Raw genomic sequence first — 22,322 nt, forward strand, 5'->3', positions numbered from 1 at the left:
TAATTAACTGTGGCTATTTACAGGGGTGATTAAATTGTATATAAACCTCAGTGATTTAAAAGACATTGGTGCTTGCAAACATGTAGTACTGGATTTCGAGTTTAATGACTTCAAATATCAGGATAGAGAAATTGGAATTAATAAACCCCTCCATCTTGATGTCGACATTTTTAATACTAAAGATTCTTTTCAATTAAGCGGCAATTTGAAAGGAGAACTTATTCTGGAATGCAGTCGCTGTCTGGAAAAGTACAATTCTGAACTTAATTTAAAAATTGAAGAAGAAGTGCTTAAAGAAGAAATGGAAGATGCTGATGAACTTCATCTTGCGGATATTATTAGAGATAATATCCTGCTGTCACTTCCAATAAAAACTCTCTGTTTTGCAGACTGTAAAGGTATATGTCCATACTGTGGGCAAAATCTAAACAGAGGTGACTGTGATTGTGAAGTTAAACAGGTTGATCCGCGTCTTGCAAAATTGAAGGATTTTTTTGATACTGAGTAATTGAAGGAGGTGGGAGAGTATGGCTGTACCAAAGAAACGGACTTCTAAAACAAGAAAGCGTAAGAGACGTACACACAAGAAATTAACAGGCCCTACCCTGATTGAATGTTCACACTGCCATTCTATGGTTTTACCTCATCGTGTATGTCCAGATTGTGGACATTACAAAGGTGAAAAGGTGGTCAGCAAATAATTTAAGATTTTATGAGAAAAAGCAGAGCAGCCCTAAAAAGGAGCTCTGCTTTTTTCTCTTCTCAAACTTGCATTTGACCGCCGGTTGAGATATAATAATTTCCAAATGGAGTACTGAAATTTTAGCTTTCATTGGATTAGGAGGCGTAAGTATTGTACAGAATTGTTGTTGATGTTATGAGCGGAGATAATTCTCCCTCTGAATTAATAAAAGGAGCGGTAAGGGCCTGCACTGAAGACACTGATATAAGTTTGACCCTTATCGGCAGATATGATATTATAAATCGAGGATTAGATAACTTAGAATATGACAATAAGCGGGTAAAAATTGTTTCTGCTGATGAAATTATTGAAATGGATGAATCACCAATAAGAGCTTTAAGAAAAAAGAAAAATTCAACAATAAATGTTGGCACAAATTTAGTTAAAAATTCTGAAGCTGACGCATTTATATCTCCTGGCAATACAGGAGCAGTTATGGCTGCTGGATTATTAAATATTGGCAGAATAAAAGGAATTTTGCGTCCACCCATTGCTGTTAACTTTCCAGCTAGAGAAGGAAGTACACTTATACTGGATAATGGTGCAAATACAGATTGTAAGCCAGAGTATATGCTGCAGTTTGCATTTATGGGTCAGCTTTATGCAGAAAATGTTATGGGAATTAAAAACCCCAAAATAGGTCTGTTAAATATAGGTGAGGAAAAAAGTAAAGGTAATAATTTAACTAAGGAGAGCTATCAGATATTTGAACAGGATGACAGAATAAAAAATTTTATAGGTAATATAGAAGGAAGAGATATATTTACAGAGAAATGTGATATAGCTGTAACAGATGGTTTTGTGGGAAATATAATCTTAAAAACAGCAGAAGGAGCGGCCTCATTTTTTTTTGATTTACTGAAAGAAAGTTTTAAAACGAATATTATAAGTAAAAGTGCAGCTTTTTTGTTAAAACCATATCTAAAAACTGTATTAAAAAAGATAGATTACAGACAATATGGTGGAGCACCACTGCTCGGTCTGAAAGGAGTAGTTGTTATAAGCCACGGTAGTTCTGATGCCACAGCTATTTATAATGCCGTAAAAGTTGCCAGGAAAGCAGTAAAAAAAAATATTGTTTCATTAATAAAAATAGAAGTAGAGAACAGATAGGGAGTTGTATTTAGATGCAGTTAAAAACAGAATTAACCCAGTTATTAGATATAGAGATACCAATTATACAGGGAGGAATGGCATGGGTTGCTACAGGTGAGCTGGCAGCAGCGGTATCTGCAGCTGGTGGACTTGGGGTTATTGGAGCTGGGAATGCACCGGCAGATGTTATCGAAAAAGAAATTGATAAAGTTGAAAAATTAACAGATAAACCCTTTGGTTTAAATATAATGCTTCTTTCTCCATTTGCAGAAGATATAGTAAAACTTGCTTTAAGAAGAAATGTACCTGTAATAACAACTGGAGCAGGGAATCCTGGAAAATATGTTAAGATGTTTCAGGAAAATGGAAGTAAAGTTATTCCTGTTATCCCTTCAGTAGCGTTGGCAAAAAGAATGGAAAGATTAAATGTTGATGCAGTTATAGCTGAAGGAACAGAAGCTGGAGGACATATTGGAGAACTTACAACAATGACACTGGTACCTCAGGTTGCTGATGCAGTTGATATTCCTGTTATTGCGGCAGGTGGAGTTGCTGACGGACGAGGACTTGCAGCAGTATTTTCATTAGGAGCTGTAGGGGCACAAATAGGAACAAGATTTGTCTGCTCTGAAGAGTGTATTGCTTCAGAGCAGTATAAAAAAGCTATTTTACAGGCTGGAGATAGAGATGCTATTGTAACAGGGAGAAGCACCGGTCATCCTGTTAGAAATCTAAAAAACAGTCTTACTAGAGAACTTGATGCACTTGAAAAAAAGTGTGTTGATCCAAAAAAAATAGAAGAAATTGGATCGGGAAAATTAAGGGAAGCAGTTATTGAAGGGAATGTAGATCACGGTAGTGTAATGGCAGGGCAGATAGCCGGCATGATAAAAGATATCAAAACAGTTAAAATGATTTTGGATGAAATAACTGAAAACTGTATAGAAGTTTTAGAAGAAAAATTGAATTTAATAAAATGAGTTGATTTTTAACTAAATTATATAAAGTTATAATAAATAAGATTATATAAATAGAATTTTAAGGTTGGTCCAATTTAAAGGAGGAAATATGATAGATATTTCTGAAAAAAAAGCACTTGTCACAGGAAGCTCCCGTGGAATTGGTGCAGAAATAGTTAAAAAATTAGCAGAAGCTGGAGCAGAAGTAGTTATTAATTATGCCAATTCTAAAGATAAAGCCGATAATGTTAAAAATATAATTAAAAAAAATGGTGGTAGAGCTCATGTTATTCAGGCAGATGTTTCTAATTTTGATGAAGCAAAAGTTTTGGTAGAAGAAAGTTATAAATTGATGAATGGTCTGGATATACTTATTAATAATGCTGGAATAACTACTGACAAACTTTTGTTGAGAATGAAAGAAGAAGACTGGGATAAAGTTGTTGATATTAATCTAAAAGGTGTTTTTAACTGCACAAAACATGCAGTAAGGTATTTATTAAAATCAGATTCTGGCAGAATTATAAACATAAGTTCTGTAGTAGCTTTAATGGGCAATGCGGGACAGGCCAATTACTGTGCAGCAAAAGCTGGAATTATTGGTTTTACCCGTTCTAATGCACGTGAACTTGCAGGTAAAGGTGTGAGAGTGAATGCTGTGGCTCCCGGTTACATAATGACAGAAATGACAGAAGACCTAAAAGATGATATAAAAGATATGATGCTTAATAATATACCGGTTGGACGTTTTGGTAAAGCTGAAGAAGTAGCAAATGTAGTTTTATTTCTTGCTTCATCAATGGCTGATTATATAAATGGTCAGGTTATAAATGTAGATGGTGGTATGTTAATGTAATAAAATGAAGACAAGTGCGACGGGCTCGATGCCCTAGTGCTGAGTCGACCTTGCGTTATAAAATGAAGACAAGTGCGACGGGCTCGATGCCCTAGTGCTGAGTCGACCTTGCGTTATAAAATGAAGACTCAGTGAAAGGAGGTGAACTTGATGAGTAATGTTTTAGATAAAGTTATTGATATTGTTGTTGAAGAATTAGCAGTTGACAGGGATGAAGTAACTGAAAACTCTTCATTTATAGATGACCTCGGAGCAGATTCTTTAGATGTGGTTGAATTAGTCATGGCATTTGAAGAAGAGTTTGATGTTGAAATACCTGATGAGGATGTGGAGAAAATTCGTACAGTAGAGGATGCTGTAAATTATCTTGAAGATATTCTTTAATAGATATGGATGGAGCTCCGCTTGCGGAGTTTTCATCCCTTTTTAGGTTATATCTAGGAAAGGTGAGAGTGAGATGGCAGAATTATTTAATGAAGATAAACTTTTGAAATTCGAAAAGAAAATTGATGTTAATTTTAATAATAAAAAATTAATCCAGAGGGCTTTAACCCATAAATCTTTTCCAAATGAAAATAGGTGCCAATCTCTAAAGGATAATGAGAGATTGGAGTTTTTGGGAGATTCTGTTTTGAGTCTGGCTATCAGCACTCATATTTTTAAGGAATTTCCGGAATATCCTGAAGGTGAACTTGCAAAAATGAGAGCCGTCCTTGTAAGTGCACCAGTTTTAGCAGAACTGGCACAAAATTTAAATCTTGGTGATTATCTATTTTTAGGAAAAGGAGAGGAAATGACAGGGGGGCGAGAAAGAGATTCAATTTTGGCAGATACTATGGAAGCAATTTTTGGTGCTTTATATCTGGATAAAGGTTTTGCAGCTGCAAGCCAGTTAATAATTAAACTTTTTGCAGAAGATATAGAATATGCTGCTGAAGGAAAACATATTCAGGATTACAAAACAATGCTGCAGGAAGTTGTGCAGAAAGATGGAAATGATCGTCCTGAATATGAAGTTATTGATGAGAAAGGACCTGACCATAATAAAACATTTGTAGTTAAAGTAATGCTAAATGAAGATAATTTGGGTTCAGGTCAGGGTTCAAGCAAAAAAGAAGCTGAACAGGAAGCAGCAAAAGTTGCTTTACACAGATTAAATAAGATATAATAATTTTTGTCCCTCCAAATATGAAGACTTTTTGGAGGGGCTAACTATATTATATATATTATAACGAGGAGGAATTATTTTGTATGCTATAAGAGGGGCTGTGGATGTTGATAGTAATACTGAAGATGATATATTAAAAGCTTCAGGTCTGCTCTTTAGAAAAATTATAGAAAAAAACAATCTTTCGGAAGTGGATTTAGTAAGCATTATAAGCTCAGCTACTGATGATTTAAATAAGGCCTATCCGGGGAAAGCAGTAAGAGATCTTGGATATACCAATACACCAATACTGTGTCTGCAGGAAATGAATGTAGAAAAAAGCAGCAGGAAAATGATAAGATTTTTAATCCATGTGGATGGGAAAATCGATAAGGAGAATGTCAGACATCAGTATTTAGGAAAGGCCAGAAATCTTCGTCCCGATTTAGCAGATAAATAAAAATGGAGTTGAAATTATGAAAAATGTCATTGCAATTGATGGACCTGGAGGTGCCGGTAAAAGTACTATTTCAAAGCTTTTGGCTGAAGAATTGAATTATAAATATTTAGATACAGGAGCTATGTATAGAGCTGTAACTTTTAAAGTACTGAAAAATAAAGTAGAATTAGATAATATTGAAAAAATAATTGAAACAGCTAAAAATATAAAATTTGATTTTAATGAAAATGATAAAATGTATGTAGACAATAAAGACCTGAGTAATTATCTTAGAAGCCAAAAAGTAAATGAACATGTTTCTGAAGTTGCCGGTATTAAAGAAGTTAGAGATATTCTGGTAAAAAAGCAGCAGGAAATTGCTGCTGTTGGTCAGGTAGTAATGGATGGGAGAGATATAGGCACAAGAGTGCTGCCTAATGCTGAATACAAAATATTTCTTACTGCGTCTTTAGAAGAAAGAGCTAGAAGAAGATGGAATGAATTAAGAGAAAAAGGTAAAAATATAGATTATAATGAAGTAAAAAGAAGTATTAAAAAACGAGATCAAATTGACCGCACCAGAAAACATTCACCATTAAGAAAAGCTGAAGATGCAGTAGAACTGGACACAAGCAATTTGACAATCAAAGAAGTAATAGATAAGATAAAGAAAATAATTGAATAAATTGGGTGGATATTATGAAAAATTTTACTTATCAGTTTGTTAGAAAAATTCTCTGGTTGATTTTTACAATTGTTTTTCGCTGGGATGTAAATGGTAGAAATAATATTCCGGATAATGGAAAAGTGATAGTCATGTCAAACCATATCAGCAATCTGGATCCACCAATTCTCTGTACAGTGCTGAAAAGACCAATACGTTTTATGGCAAAGAAAGAGCTTTTTACTAATCCTCTAATGCGGTTTATATTAAATATAGCAGAAGCATTTCCGGTTGACAGAAGTAAAACAGATATAAAAGCTTTTAGACATGCATTAAGAATTCTTGCAGATGGTGAAATACTTGGTATATTTCCAGAAGGAACACGCTGTCCGGAAGGAAAACCGGGACAGCCAAAAAGTGGTTCTGTTATGCTTGCAGTTAAAAGTGAAGCACCTATTGTTCCTGTAGGGATAAAAAATATCAAAAGAAAAGGAAAAGTCACAGTAAATATAGGTGAACCATTTACTTTAGATAATTATTACAATAAAAAACTTTCTGAAGCTGAAAGAGATAAAGCAGGAAAGATTATAATGACCAAAATTATTGAACAAATTAATTTATAAGTTGAAATTTGAAGTATTTTGTCTAAATTTTTCACTTTTTTTGATAATAAGGAAGGATTTTATCTATAAATAGAGAAAGACTAATAAGAGGCATAAATTAGTGTTTTTGTTATATTTATTCCTCAGTTTTATTGTTGTTGTGCTGGAAGGAGGTGAGGGTTCTGGAGATTATTACAGCAGAAGAAGCGGGGTTTTGTTTTGGTGTTGAGAGAGCGATAGATATGGTTCTGGAAGCTGTCGATAATTATAATAATATGACAGTTTATACACTTGGTCCACTGATTCACAACCCACAGGCTGTAGAAAAACTAGAAAAAAAGAATGTGCAGGTTGTCCAATCATTAGATGAAATAGATTCTGGAATAGTAATTATTCGTTCACACGGTGTAGAACCAGAAGTTATTAGAAAAGCTGAAGAAAAAAATCTAAAAATTATAGATGCTACCTGTCCATTTGTAAAAAATGCTCAAAAGTATGCTAAAAAACTTGTGGATGAAGGTTATCAGACATTTATATATGGTGACGAAGATCATCCAGAAGTAAAAGGTATATATGGTGCTACAGACAAAAAGGCAGTTATTATAAATAGTATGGAAGAATTTGCTCAGCAAAATCTGAAAAAAAGGGTTGGTTTTATAGCTCAGACAACAAAATCGCCTGAATCGTTTAAAAATATAATTAGTTCTGTTATTATTAAAATAAAAGAACTTAAAGTTTTTAATACTATATGTAATACTACAGAAATTAGACAGAGGTCGGCATCAGATCTGGCCCAAAAAGTGGATATTATGTTTGTAATAGGGGGACGAAATAGTGCTAATACTAACAGGCTGGCAGAAATATGTTCAGCTACCGGAACCCCTACTTATCATATAGAAACAGCTGGTGAGATAAATTTTAACTGGCTGAAAGGAAAAAATAAAGTTGGAATTACAGCTGGAGCTTCAACTCCAGACTGGTTAATAAGGGAGGTTATTCAGTTAATGAGCGAAGAAAAAGAAGAAAAAAAAGAAATTGAAGTACAGTCGACTGAAAATGAAGAAAATGAAGAAAAAGTTGTAGAGGAGGTTAGTAAAGACAAACAGGAAGCTGCTCCAATTGAAGCTTCAGAAAAAGCGGAAGAAACCAAAGAAGCTGCACCAGTAGAAGCAGCAGAGGAATCAGCTGAAACAAAAAAGGCTGCACCAGTAGAAGCGGAAGAAATAGAAGATGCAGATACTGAAGGTGCAGGCGAATTTAAATATAGTGATAATGATATTGCAGATCTAAAAAAAGGACAAAAAGTAGAAGGAACTGTAGTAGAAATAAATGAAAATGGAGTATATGTAGATGTTAATTATAAGACAGATGGATTTATTCCTCTGCGCCATTTGAGTCATCGTTCTGTTGAAGATGCACATGATGTTGTAAGTATGGATGAAAAGATTGAAGTTGTTATACTTACTCTGGAAGATGATGAAGGAAATATGATTTTATCTAAAAAACAGGCTGATTATGAAAAAGCCTGGGAAAAAATTGTAGAAGCATATGAAAATGATGAAATCATTGAAGCAGAAGTTACTAAAGAAGTTAAGGGTGGTCTTGTAGTAGATGTTGGGGTAAGAGGATTTATTCCGGCTTCACATGTTGCTATCGGCTATGTTGATGATTTGAGCGAATATGTTGGGAAAACTCTAAAATTAAAAGTAATTGAAGTTGAAAGAGATAATAATAATGTTGTTTTATCTGCCAAGAAGGTTCTTGAAGAAGAACGGGCTGAGCAGAAAGAAGAAACACTTAATTCCCTAGAAGAAGGACAGACAGTTAATGGTAAAGTAACCAAACTAGTTGATTTTGGTGCATTTATTGATCTTGGTGGAATTGAAGGACTGCTGCACATTTCAGAAATGTCATGGGGCAGAATAGAACATCCTTCTGAAGTTCTTTCGGAAGGGGAAGAAGTAGAAGTAAAAGTTCTTGGAGTTAATAAAGAAGAAGAAAGAATTTCTCTTGGATTAAAACAGCTTTTACCTGACCCATGGGAAGAGTTTGCCGAAAAGCACTATGAAGGAGAAATAATAGAAGGAAAAATAACAAAAATAGTAGATTTTGGTGCCTTTATGGAAGTTGAAAAAGGTATTGAAGGTTTAATCCATATATCTCAGCTTTCTAACCGGCATGTAAAAACAGCTGATGAGGTAGTTACTGTAGGTGAAGAAAGAAAAGCTAAGATTATTAACATTGATGCTGATCAGGAAAGAGTTGGACTCAGCTTGAAAGAACTGGAAGAAAATAAGCCGGAGAAATCCGCACCCTCTAAATCAAAAAAGGAGAAAAAAGAAGAAGGTTCTTCAGGTGGGGCAACCATTAGAGAAATAGTTGGAGATATTTTTGAACAGGATGAATAAACAGCTGATACCCGCCGTCCGGCCGGATGGCGGGTTTTTTCTTGCGTATTTTTTAATTACCTGCAGCAGAAATTGCCTGAGACCTTTAAATATGATATTATCAAGCTTACAGGAGGACTTTTAATTATGGTAAAAATCAAAAAAATAGATCCCGAGTCTACGGCAGCAGAAGAAGGTATTAAAATCGGTGACAAAATTATCAGCATAAATGGTAAAAAAATTAAAGATTATATAGATTTTTTATATGAAACATCAGAGCCATATATTGAACTGATGCTTAAAAAAGAAAATGGAGATATTGTTAAAAAAGAAATTTATAGAAAAGCTGGTCAGCCATTTGGTATTGAATTTGATAAAATTGTGTTTGATGGGCTTAAACAGTGTACAAATGACTGTATTTTCTGTTTTGTAAAACAGCAGCCTTCAGGAATGAGGGAAAGTTTAAATCAAAAAGATGATGATTATAGATTTTCTTTTCTCCAGGGGAGTTTTATTACCTTAACAAATTTAAATGATCAGGAAATAAATCGTATTATAGAAAAAAGACTTGGACCTTTAAATATTTCTGTTCATACGACAAATCCAAAATTAAGAGTTAAAATGATGAAAAATCCTGATGCAGCCAGAATTATGGAATTGCTTAAGTTGTTTAAAGAAAATGATATAGAATTTAATACACAGATTGTACTATGTCCTAATTACAATAATTCTGAAGAACTTGATCATACGATTTCTGATTTAATAAACCTATATCCACATATATTATCAATTGGTATAGTACCTGTTGGCCTTACCAAATATAGAGATGGACTGACAGATTTAAGAACTCTGACTGAAAAAGAGATGGATTATGCGTTACAGCAGATTAAAAGCTGGCAGAAACGGCTTATAAATAATTACGGCATGAGAAACTTTATTTATGCTGCTGATGAGTTTTATTTAAATACTGATAGTAAATTACCTGGATATGAAGAATACCATGATTTTCCACAGCTAGAAAACGGTATTGGATTAACTCGTCTTCTATGGGATGAGCTGGATGAGTTAGAAGAAAAGATTCCAAAAAAAATCGGGAAAAAAACCAATATTATTTTAATTACTTCTGAACTTGGATATAAAGCTCTAAAAAAGGTTTTGAAAAGATTAAATAAAATAAATAACTTAGATATAGAAGCAGCTGTTGTAAAAAATGAATTTTTTGGTGAAGATGTAACTGTTACTGGTCTCCTAACTGCAAAGGATATTAAAAATACAATTAATAATTTAAATAAAAAGTATGATAAAATTATTTTACCTGAAGTTATATTTAACGATGATGAAATTTTTTTGGATAATATAAGTTTTACTGAATTTAGAAATGATATTAAAAAGTATAGAATAGAAAAAGCTTGTGATATAAAGGCACTGCTGGAGGTGATACAAGATGAATAATTATACAGTTGCAATTGTTGGCAGACCTAATGTAGGTAAATCAACTTTGTTTAATCGTTTTATAGGGGGAAGAAAAGCGATTGTAGAGGGAGAACCAAATGTAACAAGAGATAGAATATATGGAAAAGCTGAATGGCAGGGAAGAGTATTTAATGTTATTGATACTGGTGGTATAGTTCCAAGAGAAGCAGATATAATTAAGAATAAAATTAAATATCAGGCAGAACTGGCAATGGAGGAAGCAGATGTAATATTATATGTTGTGGATGGCAGAACCGGTATAACAACCATTGATCAGGAAATTGCACAGATTCTCTACAGAACAAATAAAGAAGTTATACTTGTTGTAAATAAAGTAGAAGATTTTTCCCGCCAGGAGGAAATAAGCTGGGAGTTTTATTCACTTGGCTTTGGTGATCCAGTATTAATTTCTGCAGAACACGGTAAAAATACAGGTGAATTATTGGAAATAATTTGTGATAAACTACCAAGAGAAGAAAGAGTAGATACAGAAGACGATATTATAAATGTTTCTATAATCGGTAAACCTAATGTTGGGAAGTCAAGCCTTGTTAATTATTTAGTGGGAAAAGAACGTGTTATTGTAAGTGATATACCTGGTACTACAAGGGATGCAGTAGATACACTTATAGAATGGAAAGATATTAAATTTAATCTAATCGATACTGCCGGTCTGCGGAAAAAATCGCGTGTTAAAGAATCTATTGAATATTACAGTAATTTACGAGCTTTGAATTCTGTAGATAGAGCTGATGCAGTTTTAATGGTGATAGATGCTCAAAAGGGGATAACAGAACAGGACAAAAAAATTGCCGGATATGCCCACGATGAAGGGAAGGCAATTGTTATTGCTGTTAATAAATGGGATTTGATAGAAAAAGAAAATAAAACAATAGTCAGGTATACAGATGAAATATATTATCAGATGAAATTTCTTAATTATGTACCTATAACATATATTTCTGCTTTAACCGGAGAGAGAATTGAAGAGATGCTTTCACTTCTGGAATATGTTGTTGATCAGAGCAATTTAAGAATAAAAACTGGAGTTTTAAATGAAGTTATCAATGAGGCTGTACAGCTTAGAGAACCACCAAGCCACAAAGGAAAAAGGTTAAAGCTATATTATGCAAGTCAGGTTGATATAAAACCACCTACTTTTGTCTTTTTTGTTAATAATCCAGAGCTGATGCATTTTGCATATCAGCGTTATCTTGAAAATGTTCTTCGGGAAGCTTTTGGATATGTAGGTAATCCTTTAAAATTTAAATTAAAGCAGAGAAAATAAGGAGGATAATATGAAATTAGTAATTTCTTTACTGCTAAGTTATCTAATTGGTTCTATTCCATCTGGTTTTCTTTTAACAAAGTTTGTCATGAAAAAGGATGTACGGGAGTATGGAAGTGGGAATATTGGTGCTACAAATGTAGCTAGAGTTATGGGACTTAAAGCAGGTATACTTGTAGCAATTTTTGATATCCTAAAAGGATATATTGCACTGATGGTGGGCCAGTATATTTTAGGATCTTCTGCACCAGAATTATATATATTACTGATAGCAGCTGCCTCTATTGCAGGTCATGACTGGTCTGTTTTTCTCGGATTTTCTGGCGGCAAAGGAGTTGCTACTACTTTTGGAGTTATATTAAGACTCTATCCAGCAGCATTTGTTGTTTATGCTGTCATCTGGATTTTGATAGTGTTTAAAACAAGATATGTTTCTCTTGGATCAATTCTCGGCTCAATAACTTTACCTTTTACAGTTTTCTTTACCGGCTACAGCAGAATAAATATATATTTTGCAGTACTACTTTCTCTATTTATTATTTATACCCACAGAGCTAATATAAAGAGATTAATAAACGGCAATGAAAATAGAATGGATCCCAAGAAATTAGGAAGTAGTGGAAAAAAATGAGTAAAAAAATAGCTGTCATAGGTGGAGGAAGCTGGGGAACTGCCCTGGCCAATATACTTGCACATAATGGTAATGATGTGCAGATTTATTGCAGAGATAAAAAACAGGTTGAAGTAATAAATCACTACCATATAAACAAAAAATATTTTCCAGATAAAAAATTAAAGAATACTCTTCAGGCTACAAATGATCTCGAGTCTGCTGTTCTTTTTGCAGATACTGTAATTATGTCTGTTCCAACTCAGGTTACAAGAAGTGTAATGAAAAATATTTCTAATTATATTAATGATAGTAAAATAATTATTTCGACTGCAAAAGGAATTGAAGAGAAAACATATATGGTTAACTCTGATATCATAAAAAGTTTTGGGGTAGATAAAGTAGCTGTACTTTCCGGACCAACACATGCAGAGGAAGTTATAAATGAGCTGCCGACAGCAATTGTTGCAGCTTCTCCAGATCAAGAGTTAGCTGAATATGTACAGGATCTTTTTATGGCTCCAAGTTTCAGAGTTTATACCAATCCAGATATAATCGGTGTGGAACTGGGCGGGGCTGTAAAAAATATAATTGCAGTTGCTAGTGGTATTTGTGATGGACTAAATTTTGGTGATAATACTCGTGCAGCCCTTATTACAAGAGGACTTATGGAATTGAGTCGTCTTGGTGTTTCACAGGGCGGGCGACCGATGACATTTGCCGGTTTAGCTGGTATGGGTGATCTGGTTGTTACCTGTACCAGTATACACAGCCGTAATAGAAGATTTGGAATTCAAATCGGAAAAGGTTTATCTCTTGAGGACGCAAAAAAAGAAGTAAAACAGGTAGTAGAAGGGGTAAAAACCACAGCAGCAATAACAAACTGGAAGAAAAATAATACTTTTGACTTCGAAATGCCGATTACTGATGAAGTATATGATGTTCTTTTTAATGATAAAGATCCTTATCTAGCTGTTGAAGATTTAATGCTTAGAGGACCCAAGCACGAAATGGAAGAAGTAGTTGATAATCATTTTTGGGATATTTAGTTTTTTATCCCTTAAAATTATAAAAAACTCATTTTTTACAGTTTTTTTACTTTTAATGCAGGAGATTGCTGTTATAACACGAATAATAAATAATGACATACATAAGTTTAAGACTAAAAGGAGGTGAAGCTGCATGACCAAAAATGAATTAATTGATGTAGTAGCTGAAAAAACTGGTATGACTAAAAAAGATACTGGTGTGGTTGTCAATGAAATGATTGATACCATTATGGATCACCTTAAAGATGAGGCTGCTAAGCCTGAAGACAAAAGAGATAAGGTACAGCTGATCGGTTTTGGCACATTTGAAGTTAGAGATAGAAGTGCGAGAAAGGGAAGAAATCCAAAAACCAATGAAGAAATTATGATTCCTGCCCGCAAAGTACCTGTATTTAGAAGTGGGAAATCATTTAAAGAAAATGTTGATGTGTAAAATATATTTAATATTAAAAGAGAGGATCACAAGAGGTTCTCTCTTTTAATATTATAAAAGAAGGAAAATATTATATTTTATAGAATACTATTAAAAACAACATGATAAATAAAAAAACTGGGAGGATTTTGAATGGATCAAATTCAGGGGGGATTGGCAAGTTTAGCTGTTAATTATGGGATGAAGGTTGTTCTTGCTTTAGTATTACTTATTGTTGGATTATGGGCAATAAAAATCATCACAAAGATGTTAGAAAAATCTATGCAGAGCAGATTTGAAAGAACTTTAACTGGATTTTTGGTTTCTATTGTTAAATCATTATTGATGGTTTTACTGGTAATTTCTATTGCATCTACTTTAGGCTTAGCAGTAACTTCATTTGTGGCAGTATTAGGAGCAGCTTCATTTGCTGTTGGTTTTGCACTGCAGGGTAGTTTATCTAATTTTGCTGGTGGTGTTCTGCTGTTAATTTTTAAACCTTTTTCTGCTGGTGATGTAATTGAAGTAGATGGATATAAAGGCAAAGTACAGGAAATTCAAATTTTATATACAATAATTACTACTTTTGATAATAAAAAAGTTATGATACCAAACAGTAATATTTCCAACAATAGTATTACTAATTTTTCTGCTATGGAAACCAGAAGAGTTGATCTGACTTTTGGTATAGGTTATGATGATGATTTTCATGAAGCAATCTCATTATTAAAAGACCTTGCTGATAAACACGAATTAGTCTTAGATGATCCAGCACCATTAATTAGAGTTACAGAACATGCAAAAAGTTCAATTAATATTGCCTGTAAACTGTGGGTTAAAGGTGCAGATTACTGGAATGTTTATTTTGATATGCACGAAGATGTAAAAGATGCATTTGATGCTGCTGGAATTGGTATTCCTTATCCACAGCTGGATGTACATTTTGATGAAGGTGCAAAATTTTGAAAGTTCCCGAAAAAAGAGGCAGAAATTAAATAAAATTAACAACAATGAAAGAAAAAAATTAATTTTTTAATTTTTAATAACAAATCAAAACAAATTTTTAAAGCCCTGTCTAAAAATCCTCATTTTTTATTGTAGATAGGGCTTATTTAAAACAAAAAATTGTTGATGCAGAAGTACTTACAAAAAGTGGACTTATTATAATAAATCACAATTTATTGAACAGGTGCATGGATTTTAGATTGATACTGCTGTATAATATAATTAATACGTTTAATATATTATAAATTAATTCTTATATAATCATATTGAAGCCTGTCCTTTTTCCAGGACCAGCTTATATCTTTTATCTGGAGTGGTGCAATTGTTTACAATTCCAAATTATATAACAATAATGAGAATATTTTTAATACCTGTATTTCTTTACTTTTTTATTAAAGGTGAATATTTTATATCAGGTCTTTTTTTTGCTATTTCTGGTCTGACTGATTTTTTGGACGGTTATCTGGCCAGAAAATATAATATGACTTCCAAAATAGGAAAAATTTTAGATCCACTTGCAGATAAATTAACCATTATAGGTATTTTGCTTGTTCTGGTAAAAATGAATATAATTCCCAGATTTATTTCTGTGATTCTTCTTTCTAGAGAGATATTTATACTTTTTTCTTCCGGGATTGCTTATCTTATGGGGAAAAATTTTATCAATCCCAGTTTGCTGGGTAAAACATCTATGTTTTTACTCTATGTTGCTATTGCAGTTAAACTGCTTAATATTCATGTGATCGATTTAGCTTTATTTTATATTGTAATTCCTCTTAATATAATATCTGCAGTTGATTATTTGATTAAAGCATATAAAAAACTCTAAAAAATACGATGGAGGTAATGTATTATGAGAATATTAATTAAAAATATAAATGAAATTTATTCGGGTAAAAGAAATGAAATTATAAAGGATGCTTATATTGAAATTATTGACAGCCATATTTCTGAAATAAATACTATGGAAAAATGTCCAAAAGAAGATATATTTGACAGAGTAATTGATGGTCGGGGCAAGATTGCACTTCCTGGATTTATAAATACACATACACACACAGGTATGACTCTCATGAGAGGATATGCAGATGATCTTCCTCTAGAAAATTGGCTGCAGGATAAAATTTGGCCATTTGAAGCTGAACTAAACAGAGAAGATATTTACTGGGGTTCAGCTCTTTCAATTGTTGAAATGATAAAAACAGGCACAACACTTTTTACAGATATGTATTTTGAAATGGATAAAGTGGCAGAACTGGTTGGTAAAAGTGGAATAAGGGCTGCTCTTGCAGAAGGACTGATTGAAAAAAACGATGGGGAAGAAGGCCTAAAAAGATCATGTGAATTTGCAAAAAACTGGCAGGGAGCTGCAAATGGAAGAATAACAACCCTTATTGCTCCACATGCTCCATATACCTGTTCAACAGAATATCTAAATAAGATTAAAAAATGTGCAGATGAAAAAAAGTTAACAATTCATATTCATGTTTCAGAAACAAAAACAGAGCTGGAAAATTCAATTAAAGAAAAAGGAATGTCTCCAGTTAAATATCTTAATGAAATTGGACTTTTTGAGAACCCTGTGCTGGCAGCTCATTGTGTCAATTTAGAAGAAGGAGATATAGAAATATTGGCTGAAAAAAATATCTCTGTGGCTCACAACCCTTCCAGCAATACAAAACTTGCAAGTGGAATAGCTCCTGTTACAAATTTAATTAATTCTGGTGTAAATGTAGCTATAGGTACAGATGGTGTTTCCAGCAACAACAATCTTGATATAATAGAAGAAGCAAGATTGGCTTCATATCTACAGAAAGTATCTACTTCTGATCCAACAGCAGCTGATATATGGGATCTGCTTAAAATGCTGACTGTAAATGGAGCCAAAGCATTAAATTTAGAAAATTTAGGTATGTTGAAAGAAGGAAGTGCAGCAGATGTGATTTTAGTAGATATAACAAAAGATTCTGTTTCCTATCCTCACCATAATAATCTTTCTAATTTATTTTATGCTTCACATGGGAATCTGGTTGACACAGTAATTGTAGATGGAGAAATTTTAATGGAAAAAAGAATAATAAAGACACTGGATGTAGAGAGAATTTATCATGAAGTGGATAAAAGATCAGCCTGGATTGCAGACAAATTTTAAGTTCAAAAATTCTTTAATTATGAAAGGGGAAAAATATGGCTAAATCTATTCGTTTTTTTATTTTTGCAGCCATTTTGATTTTTATTTTAATTTTTATAGTTCTTTCAGCAGGATCCAGTATTTTTACTGATTGGCTGTGGTTTAAAGAGCTTAATTTTGAAAAGACTTTTATGATAATGTTTATGTCTAACTTTATTTTGCGTATAATTATTGGAGTAATATTTGCCTCAGTAATTTATTTAAATTTACATTTTACCAAAAAACCAATTGTTAATTTTATTAATATTAAAACTGATAATCGGGTGGAAACTTTATTTGGTGAAGAAAGAAGTAATATTTTTAACTGGTTAAATAAAAAAAGAATAAATATTATTTATCTTACGATCAGTATTGTTTTCGGATTTTTATTTAGTTCTATAAGCAGTGAAAGCTGGAAGATGGTGCTGAAATTTTTAAACAGAACTTCATTTCAGACAGTAGACCCAATTTTCTCTAAAGATATAGGTTTTTATGTGTTCACACTTCCATTTTTACGTTTTGTGAGAGAAATGGGAATGGTGTTGGTAATTATATCCCTTATTTTTACCGGGTTTATATACCTTATTTTTACCGGAGTTCATTCGTTTAATGATTTATCAATCAAACTGAGTAGTCGAGGGAAAAAGCACCTTTCGATACTGGTTTTTGTATTTCTGCTTTTTAAAGCCTGGGATTATAGAATTAAAATGTATGATATATTATTTTCTCCTCGCGGTGTTGTTTTTGGAGCCGGGTATACAGATGTAAATGCAAATCTTTTGGCATACAGAATACTTTTTTTTACAGTACTTTTTGTTGCAGCAGCAGTAGTTTTTAGTTTTATAAAAAATAATTATAAATTTGTTATCTGGGGAATTGGCGCCTGGATTGCAGTGTCTATTATTTTTTCTTCCCTTTATCCTGCTTTTATGCAGCAGTTTAGAGTTGAACCAAATGAAATTACTTTGGAGAGTAAATATATCAAAAATAATATTGATATGACACTTTCTGCTTATGGACTTGATGATGTAGAAGAAAAAGATTATGAAATTAAAAATGATCTAACTTATGACAAATTAATGGAGAATCCAGAAACAATCAACAATATACGCCTTTGGGACGACAGGCCACTGCTTGATACCTACAGTCAGATACAGGAGTTGAGGCAGTATTATAAATTTATTAATGTAGATATAGATAGATATGAGATAAATAGTGAATACAGACAGGTAATGCTTGCAGCTAGAGAACTGGATCAGAGTTTATTATCTCCAGAGGCACAAACATGGGTAAATAAAACTCTAAAATATACACATGGCTTTGGAGTTGTTATGAGTCCTGTAAATAAAATAACTCCTGAAGGGCTGCCAGAATTTTATATTAAAGATATTCCACCCAAAATTGATGCAGATATTGAACTGAATAACAGTGCAGTTTATTATGGAGAAAAAACAGATAATTATGTAATTGTCAATACTGAATCAACAGAATTTCATTATCCAATGGGTTCAGAAAACGTATATATTAATTATGATGGCAGTGGTGGTGTCAAAATTAATAACTTCCTCCGCAAAGCAATTTATGCAATGCGTTTGAGAAATATGAAGCTAATTCTTTCGACTGATATTAATAATGACAGCCGTATTATGTACTACAGAAATATTAAAGAAAGAGTTCAGAAAGCTGCCCCATTTTTAAAATATGATAGTGACCCATATCTGGTCATAGATAAAGGGCGTCTGTTCTGGATTTATGATGCCTATACAACAACTAATTCTTATCCTTATTCACAACCTTATAATAAGGGAGATAATTATATCAGAAATTCTGTTAAAGTTGTTATAGATGCATATAATGGGGACATGGATTTTTATGTTATTGATGAAAAAGATCCGATAGCCAGGACTTATATGAAGATATTTGATGATCTTTTTACTCCTGGAGAAGAAATGTCAGATTCATTAAGAAAACATCTTCGCTATCCCAAGGATCTTTTTAAAATACAAACAGAATTATATGGAACCTATCATATGAAGGATCCGGTTGTGTTTTATAATAAAGAGGATGTATGGAACATACCAAAGGAAACATATTCCAATACAGCAGTAAAAGTTGATCCATATTATATTATAAATAACCTGCCTGGAGAAGAAGATTCCGAATTTATATTAATGTCACCATTTACACCTGCCAATAAAAATAATATGGTGTCCTGGATGGCAGCTCGATCTGATGGTGATAGATATGGGGATATTCTAGTATATAAATTTCCTAAAGATAATCTAATATATGGACCCACTCAGATAGAGTCCAGAATAGATCAGGAATCAGGAATTTCACAGCTGCTTACTCTGTGGAGTCAAAGAGGGTCTCAGGTGATTAGAGGAAACCTTTTAGTTATTCCAATAGATCATAATATATTGTATGTAGAACCAATATACCTGCAGGCTGAAACGAGCCGGCTGCCGGAGTTAAAGAGAATTGTAGCTGCATATAAAAATGATATTGTTATGCGGGAGTCTCTAGGAGCTGCATTTAGAGCTCTATTTGATGAAGATGAGCCAAAAATAGTTGGGCCAGGAGAAGAACCTGCAGCAGAAGATAAACTACAGGAAGATGAATCTGCTGTAATAAACAGTGTAGAATCACTTGCTGCTGAAGCAAACAGATTATTTAATGAGGCTCAAAATGCACTTAGAGAAGGAAATTTTTCCGAATATGGTAAACTGATAGATCAATTAGGACAGATATTAAATCAATTGATTGAGACAGGAGAGTAATAATACATTATGGATAATTTTAAATTCGAAAAAATAAAAAGCAAATACAGTATTCACTATCTTGCAACTGATAAATTTAAAACTAATCTAATTCAAATATATTTTATGCTGCCTCTGACATCATGGTCAGAGGCAGCCATGAATGCATTAATACCGGCAGTATTAATAAGAGGCTCAAATAGATTTCCAGAAAGTCGAATAATAAAAACTGAGCTGAAAAAACTTTATGGAGCTGGTATTTCTTTTTCTGTATTAAAACGGGGAGAAAATCAGCTGCTGAGATTTTCACTGGAATATGTTAATGAAAACTATCTGGATGAAAATATTAATTTAAGCCGAAAAAGTTTTGAGCTTTTGAGTGACTTGATTTTTAATCCTCTTCTTGAAGAAAAAAAATTTGTTGAAAAATATTACCTGCAGGAAAAGAAAAATCAAATAGAAAATATTAATAGTTTGATCAATGATAAATACAATTATGCTGTAGAAAAATGTTTTCAAAACATGTGTAAAGATGAAAAATATGGAATATATAAGCTTGGAGATGTTAAATCTCTTAAAGAAAACAGCTGTGAAGAACTTTACAATCAATATAAAAAAATAAAAAGCAGTGCCAGAAGCAGTGTTTTTATGGTAGGAGACTTTAAAAAATCTTTTATTAGTAATGTTTTTGATGAAATAAAACTGCCTTCTACAGATGATATTATAGATAATTTTACTGATAAGACTGTACCGGAAAGAGAAGTACAGTATATTACTGAAGAAATGTCAGTAAATCAGGCTAAACTAACAGCCGGATTCAGAACCGGAATTACAAGGGATATGGAAGAATATTATGCTCTCTTAGTTGTCAACAGCCTGCTGGGAGGTTTTTCTCAGTCCAAATTGTTTCAGGAAGTAAGGGAAAAACGTTCTCTGGCATATTATATTAATTCCTTTATTGAATCAACCAAAGGTCTTATGATGGTAAGCAGTGGAATAAACCCTGACAACTATGTGGAGGTCTTAAAATTAATTAAAGAACAGATTGCTGCAGTTGTAGCAGGTGATTTTACTGATAGAGAATTTCAATGGGCTAAAAAAAGTATTATTAATCGATTAAAACAGGATCTTGACAGCAGCAAATCATTAGCAGCACACTATTTGCTGAGTGTAATTAATGATAAACCAGAATCAATAATATCTGAAATAAATAATATTAAAAAAGTTGGTAGAAATGATATAATGAGTACAGCAGAAAAAATTAAATTAGATACAGTATATTTTTTAAGAAGTGAGGAATGATCAGTTTGGAAAAAGTATATGATAAAAAGATGAAAGAAATTTTAATAAAGGAAAAATTAGATAATGGACTTCATATATATATATTCAATAAAAAAGGATTTACAAAACAGTATGCAATGGTTTCAGTAGATTATGGTTCCAATGATATTGAATTTATAGATGTAGAAACAGGTGAAAAAGTTCGCACTCCGGAAGGGATTGCACATTTTTTGGAGCATCAACTTTTTGAAGATAAGGAAGCCAGCATTTTTGATAAATTTGCTGACTTAGGAGCTTCTGCCAATGCATATACCAGTTTTAACAGTACAAATTATCTTTTTTCCAGCACAGAGAACTTCAATAAAGCTTTAATCAATTTACTAAATTTTGTACAGACACCTTATTTTACAGATAAAAGTGTAAATAAAGAAAAAGGTATAATTATTCAGGAAATAAAGATGTATCAGGATGACCCCTACTGGCGTTCATTATTTAATTTGCTTTCCGGACTTTACAGCACTCACCCGGTTAAAAATGATATTGCTGGAACTGTTGAAAGTGTCAGCAGTATATCTCCAGAAGATCTTTATTTATGTCATAAGAACTTTTATCAGCCGGCAAATATGGATCTTATTTTAATTGGTGATCTTAATGAAGAAAAAATAATAAATCTTGTTAAAGAAAATCAACTGCAGAAATCATTTTCAGATATTAAAACCCCAGTAAAAGTTATTCCAGAAGAAAGCAAAACTGTAAATAAAAAACATGTAGAAGAAGAAATGAATATTTCTCGTCCCCTTGTACAAATTGCTTTTAAAGACATAGAAACTCCTTCTACTCCAAAAGAAATTATTAAAAAAGAATATGCTGTTAATATACTGCTGGACATTTTATTTTCTCGAAGCAGTGTGAGATATAATAAATTTTATGAAAAAGGAATAATAGACAGCAGTTTTTCTAGTACATATATTCGCAAAGAAGATTATGGATATATACACTTATATGGTGAGAGCAGAGAAACGGGCAGAATGATTTCAGCTATTCTTGAATCTTTAAAGGAGATAGAAAAGTCAGAAATACATGAAGGCTTTATGAGAATAAAGAAAAAATATCTGGGAAATTATATAAAAATGTTTAATAATTTCAGCAGCCTTGCGGCGGAATTTATAAATTATAGAAGGCTTGGTATTGACATATTCTCTCTTATGAAAATTATTGATGAAATAAAAATAGAAGAATTATATGGATATGCGGATATATTGTTTAACGAAGATCTTATGGTGGAATCAATTGTAAAAAATAAACAGGATTGATCTTATGCACTTTAAATTTTATAATTTTATATTATGGCTATAAATAAAAGGCAGTTTAAATTAAGGGAAGT

At 32.5% G+C, this 22,322-nt stretch carries 22 protein-coding genes; all 22 read left to right on the forward strand.

The window, feature by feature from the left end:
• Window positions 1-25: 25 nt before the first annotated feature.
• Window positions 26-508, forward strand: a complete 483-nt coding sequence (locus DFR78_RS00480) for a DUF177 domain-containing protein (protein ID WP_233486922.1) — start codon at window positions 26-28, stop codon at window positions 506-508.
• A gap of 19 nt (window positions 509-527) precedes the next feature.
• Window positions 528-701: a 50S ribosomal protein L32 gene (gene rpmF, locus DFR78_RS00485; protein WP_114456887.1), complete on the forward strand. Its 174-nt coding sequence runs from the start codon at window positions 528-530 to the stop codon at window positions 699-701.
• 152 nt (window positions 702-853) lie between these two features.
• Complete coding sequence (gene plsX, locus DFR78_RS00490) at window positions 854-1,855, forward strand: phosphate acyltransferase PlsX (protein WP_114456888.1); 1,002 nt, start codon at window positions 854-856, stop codon at window positions 1,853-1,855.
• 14 nt (window positions 1,856-1,869) lie between these two features.
• Entirely contained in the window at window positions 1,870-2,817 is a 948-nt protein-coding gene (fabK, locus tag DFR78_RS00495) for an enoyl-[acyl-carrier-protein] reductase FabK (RefSeq protein WP_114456889.1), read from the forward strand.
• 88 nt (window positions 2,818-2,905) lie between these two features.
• Window positions 2,906-3,652 (forward strand): 3-oxoacyl-[acyl-carrier-protein] reductase, encoded by a 747-nt coding sequence (gene fabG, locus DFR78_RS00500; RefSeq protein ID WP_114456890.1) that lies wholly within the window; start codon window positions 2,906-2,908, stop codon window positions 3,650-3,652.
• A gap of 150 nt (window positions 3,653-3,802) precedes the next feature.
• Entirely contained in the window at window positions 3,803-4,036 is a 234-nt protein-coding gene (locus tag DFR78_RS00505) for an acyl carrier protein (protein ID WP_114456891.1), read from the forward strand.
• A 73-nt stretch (window positions 4,037-4,109) separates the two neighbouring features.
• Window positions 4,110-4,820, forward strand: coding sequence for a ribonuclease III (gene rnc, locus DFR78_RS00510; RefSeq protein ID WP_114456892.1), 711 nt, complete (start codon window positions 4,110-4,112; stop codon window positions 4,818-4,820).
• A gap of 79 nt (window positions 4,821-4,899) precedes the next feature.
• Window positions 4,900-5,259 carry a chorismate mutase gene (gene aroH / locus DFR78_RS00515; RefSeq protein ID WP_114456893.1) on the forward strand — a complete coding sequence of 120 codons (360 nt, stop codon included), beginning with the start codon at window positions 4,900-4,902 and terminating at the stop codon, window positions 5,257-5,259.
• Between the two features lie 16 nt (window positions 5,260-5,275).
• Entirely contained in the window at window positions 5,276-5,923 is a 648-nt protein-coding gene (cmk, locus tag DFR78_RS00520) for a (d)CMP kinase (RefSeq protein WP_114456894.1), read from the forward strand.
• A gap of 14 nt (window positions 5,924-5,937) precedes the next feature.
• Window positions 5,938-6,525 (forward strand): 1-acyl-sn-glycerol-3-phosphate acyltransferase, encoded by a 588-nt coding sequence (locus DFR78_RS00525; protein WP_114456895.1) that lies wholly within the window; start codon window positions 5,938-5,940, stop codon window positions 6,523-6,525.
• Window positions 6,526-6,677: 152 nt separating this feature from the next.
• Window positions 6,678-8,912 (forward strand): bifunctional 4-hydroxy-3-methylbut-2-enyl diphosphate reductase/30S ribosomal protein S1, encoded by a 2,235-nt coding sequence (locus DFR78_RS00530; RefSeq protein ID WP_114456896.1) that lies wholly within the window; start codon window positions 6,678-6,680, stop codon window positions 8,910-8,912.
• A 126-nt stretch (window positions 8,913-9,038) separates the two neighbouring features.
• Window positions 9,039-10,343, forward strand: coding sequence for a DUF512 domain-containing protein (locus DFR78_RS00535; RefSeq protein WP_114456897.1), 1,305 nt, complete (start codon window positions 9,039-9,041; stop codon window positions 10,341-10,343).
• Window positions 10,336-11,652 carry a ribosome biogenesis GTPase Der gene (gene der / locus DFR78_RS00540; RefSeq protein ID WP_114456898.1) on the forward strand — a complete coding sequence of 439 codons (1,317 nt, stop codon included), beginning with the start codon at window positions 10,336-10,338 and terminating at the stop codon, window positions 11,650-11,652. The genes DFR78_RS00535 and der overlap by 8 nt, the downstream gene beginning before the upstream one ends.
• Window positions 11,653-11,662: 10 nt before the next feature.
• Entirely contained in the window at window positions 11,663-12,283 is a 621-nt protein-coding gene (gene plsY / locus DFR78_RS00545; RefSeq protein ID WP_114456899.1) for a glycerol-3-phosphate 1-O-acyltransferase PlsY, read from the forward strand.
• On the forward strand, window positions 12,280-13,311 hold the full coding sequence (locus DFR78_RS00550; protein WP_114456900.1) for an NAD(P)H-dependent glycerol-3-phosphate dehydrogenase: 1,032 nt from the start codon (window positions 12,280-12,282) through the stop codon (window positions 13,309-13,311). The genes plsY and DFR78_RS00550 overlap by 4 nt, the downstream gene beginning before the upstream one ends.
• A 133-nt stretch (window positions 13,312-13,444) precedes the next feature.
• Window positions 13,445-13,744, forward strand: coding sequence for an HU family DNA-binding protein (locus tag DFR78_RS00555; protein WP_114456901.1), 300 nt, complete (start codon window positions 13,445-13,447; stop codon window positions 13,742-13,744).
• A gap of 132 nt (window positions 13,745-13,876) precedes the next feature.
• Window positions 13,877-14,689: a mechanosensitive ion channel family protein gene (locus tag DFR78_RS00560; RefSeq protein WP_114456902.1), complete on the forward strand. Its 813-nt coding sequence runs from the start codon at window positions 13,877-13,879 to the stop codon at window positions 14,687-14,689.
• Window positions 14,690-15,044: 355 nt separating this feature from the next.
• Complete coding sequence (gene pgsA, locus DFR78_RS00565) at window positions 15,045-15,557, forward strand: CDP-diacylglycerol--glycerol-3-phosphate 3-phosphatidyltransferase (RefSeq protein ID WP_233486923.1); 513 nt, start codon at window positions 15,045-15,047, stop codon at window positions 15,555-15,557.
• Between the two features lie 24 nt (window positions 15,558-15,581).
• Window positions 15,582-16,880 (forward strand): amidohydrolase, encoded by a 1,299-nt coding sequence (locus tag DFR78_RS00570; protein ID WP_114456904.1) that lies wholly within the window; start codon window positions 15,582-15,584, stop codon window positions 16,878-16,880.
• A 35-nt stretch (window positions 16,881-16,915) separates the two neighbouring features.
• Window positions 16,916-19,678, forward strand: coding sequence for a UPF0182 family protein (locus DFR78_RS00575; RefSeq protein WP_114456905.1), 2,763 nt, complete (start codon window positions 16,916-16,918; stop codon window positions 19,676-19,678).
• Window positions 19,679-19,687: 9 nt separating this feature from the next.
• Window positions 19,688-20,959 (forward strand): EF-P 5-aminopentanol modification-associated protein YfmF, encoded by a 1,272-nt coding sequence (gene yfmF, locus DFR78_RS00580; RefSeq protein ID WP_114456906.1) that lies wholly within the window; start codon window positions 19,688-19,690, stop codon window positions 20,957-20,959.
• 5 nt (window positions 20,960-20,964) lie between these two features.
• A complete protein-coding gene (gene yfmH, locus DFR78_RS00585; protein WP_114457024.1) occupies window positions 20,965-22,251 on the forward strand; it encodes an EF-P 5-aminopentanol modification-associated protein YfmH in 1,287 nt (428 codons plus the stop codon).
• Window positions 22,252-22,322: the final 71 nt, after the last annotated feature.

It is taken from the genome of Halanaerobium sp. MA284_MarDTE_T2, assembly GCF_003337245.1.
GTDB lineage: Bacteria > Bacillota > Halanaerobiia > Halanaerobiales > Halanaerobiaceae > QPJE01.

What these genes read in the sequence shown, in the direction of transcription:
- rpmF (WP_114456887.1), top strand. Translation starts at nt 528, where the DNA reads ATGGCTGTACCAAAGAAACGGACTTCTAAAACAAGAAAGCGTAAGAGA.
- fabK (WP_114456889.1), top strand. Translation starts at nt 1,870, where the DNA reads ATGCAGTTAAAAACAGAATTAACCCAGTTATTAGATATAGAGATACCA.
- fabG (WP_114456890.1), top strand. Translation starts at nt 2,906, where the DNA reads ATGATAGATATTTCTGAAAAAAAAGCACTTGTCACAGGAAGCTCCCGT.
- DFR78_RS00505 (WP_114456891.1), top strand. Translation starts at nt 3,803, where the DNA reads ATGAGTAATGTTTTAGATAAAGTTATTGATATTGTTGTTGAAGAATTA.
- rnc (WP_114456892.1), top strand. Translation starts at nt 4,110, where the DNA reads ATGGCAGAATTATTTAATGAAGATAAACTTTTGAAATTCGAAAAGAAA.
- cmk (WP_114456894.1), top strand. Translation starts at nt 5,276, where the DNA reads ATGAAAAATGTCATTGCAATTGATGGACCTGGAGGTGCCGGTAAAAGT.
- DFR78_RS00525 (WP_114456895.1), top strand. Translation starts at nt 5,938, where the DNA reads ATGAAAAATTTTACTTATCAGTTTGTTAGAAAAATTCTCTGGTTGATT.
- DFR78_RS00535 (WP_114456897.1), top strand. Translation starts at nt 9,039, where the DNA reads ATGGTAAAAATCAAAAAAATAGATCCCGAGTCTACGGCAGCAGAAGAA.
- der (WP_114456898.1), top strand. Translation starts at nt 10,336, where the DNA reads ATGAATAATTATACAGTTGCAATTGTTGGCAGACCTAATGTAGGTAAA.
- plsY (WP_114456899.1), top strand. Translation starts at nt 11,663, where the DNA reads ATGAAATTAGTAATTTCTTTACTGCTAAGTTATCTAATTGGTTCTATT.
- DFR78_RS00550 (WP_114456900.1), top strand. Translation starts at nt 12,280, where the DNA reads ATGAGTAAAAAAATAGCTGTCATAGGTGGAGGAAGCTGGGGAACTGCC.
- DFR78_RS00555 (WP_114456901.1), top strand. Translation starts at nt 13,445, where the DNA reads ATGACCAAAAATGAATTAATTGATGTAGTAGCTGAAAAAACTGGTATG.
- DFR78_RS00560 (WP_114456902.1), top strand. Translation starts at nt 13,877, where the DNA reads ATGGATCAAATTCAGGGGGGATTGGCAAGTTTAGCTGTTAATTATGGG.
- DFR78_RS00570 (WP_114456904.1), top strand. Translation starts at nt 15,582, where the DNA reads ATGAGAATATTAATTAAAAATATAAATGAAATTTATTCGGGTAAAAGA.
- DFR78_RS00575 (WP_114456905.1), top strand. Translation starts at nt 16,916, where the DNA reads ATGGCTAAATCTATTCGTTTTTTTATTTTTGCAGCCATTTTGATTTTT.
- yfmF (WP_114456906.1), top strand. Translation starts at nt 19,688, where the DNA reads ATGGATAATTTTAAATTCGAAAAAATAAAAAGCAAATACAGTATTCAC.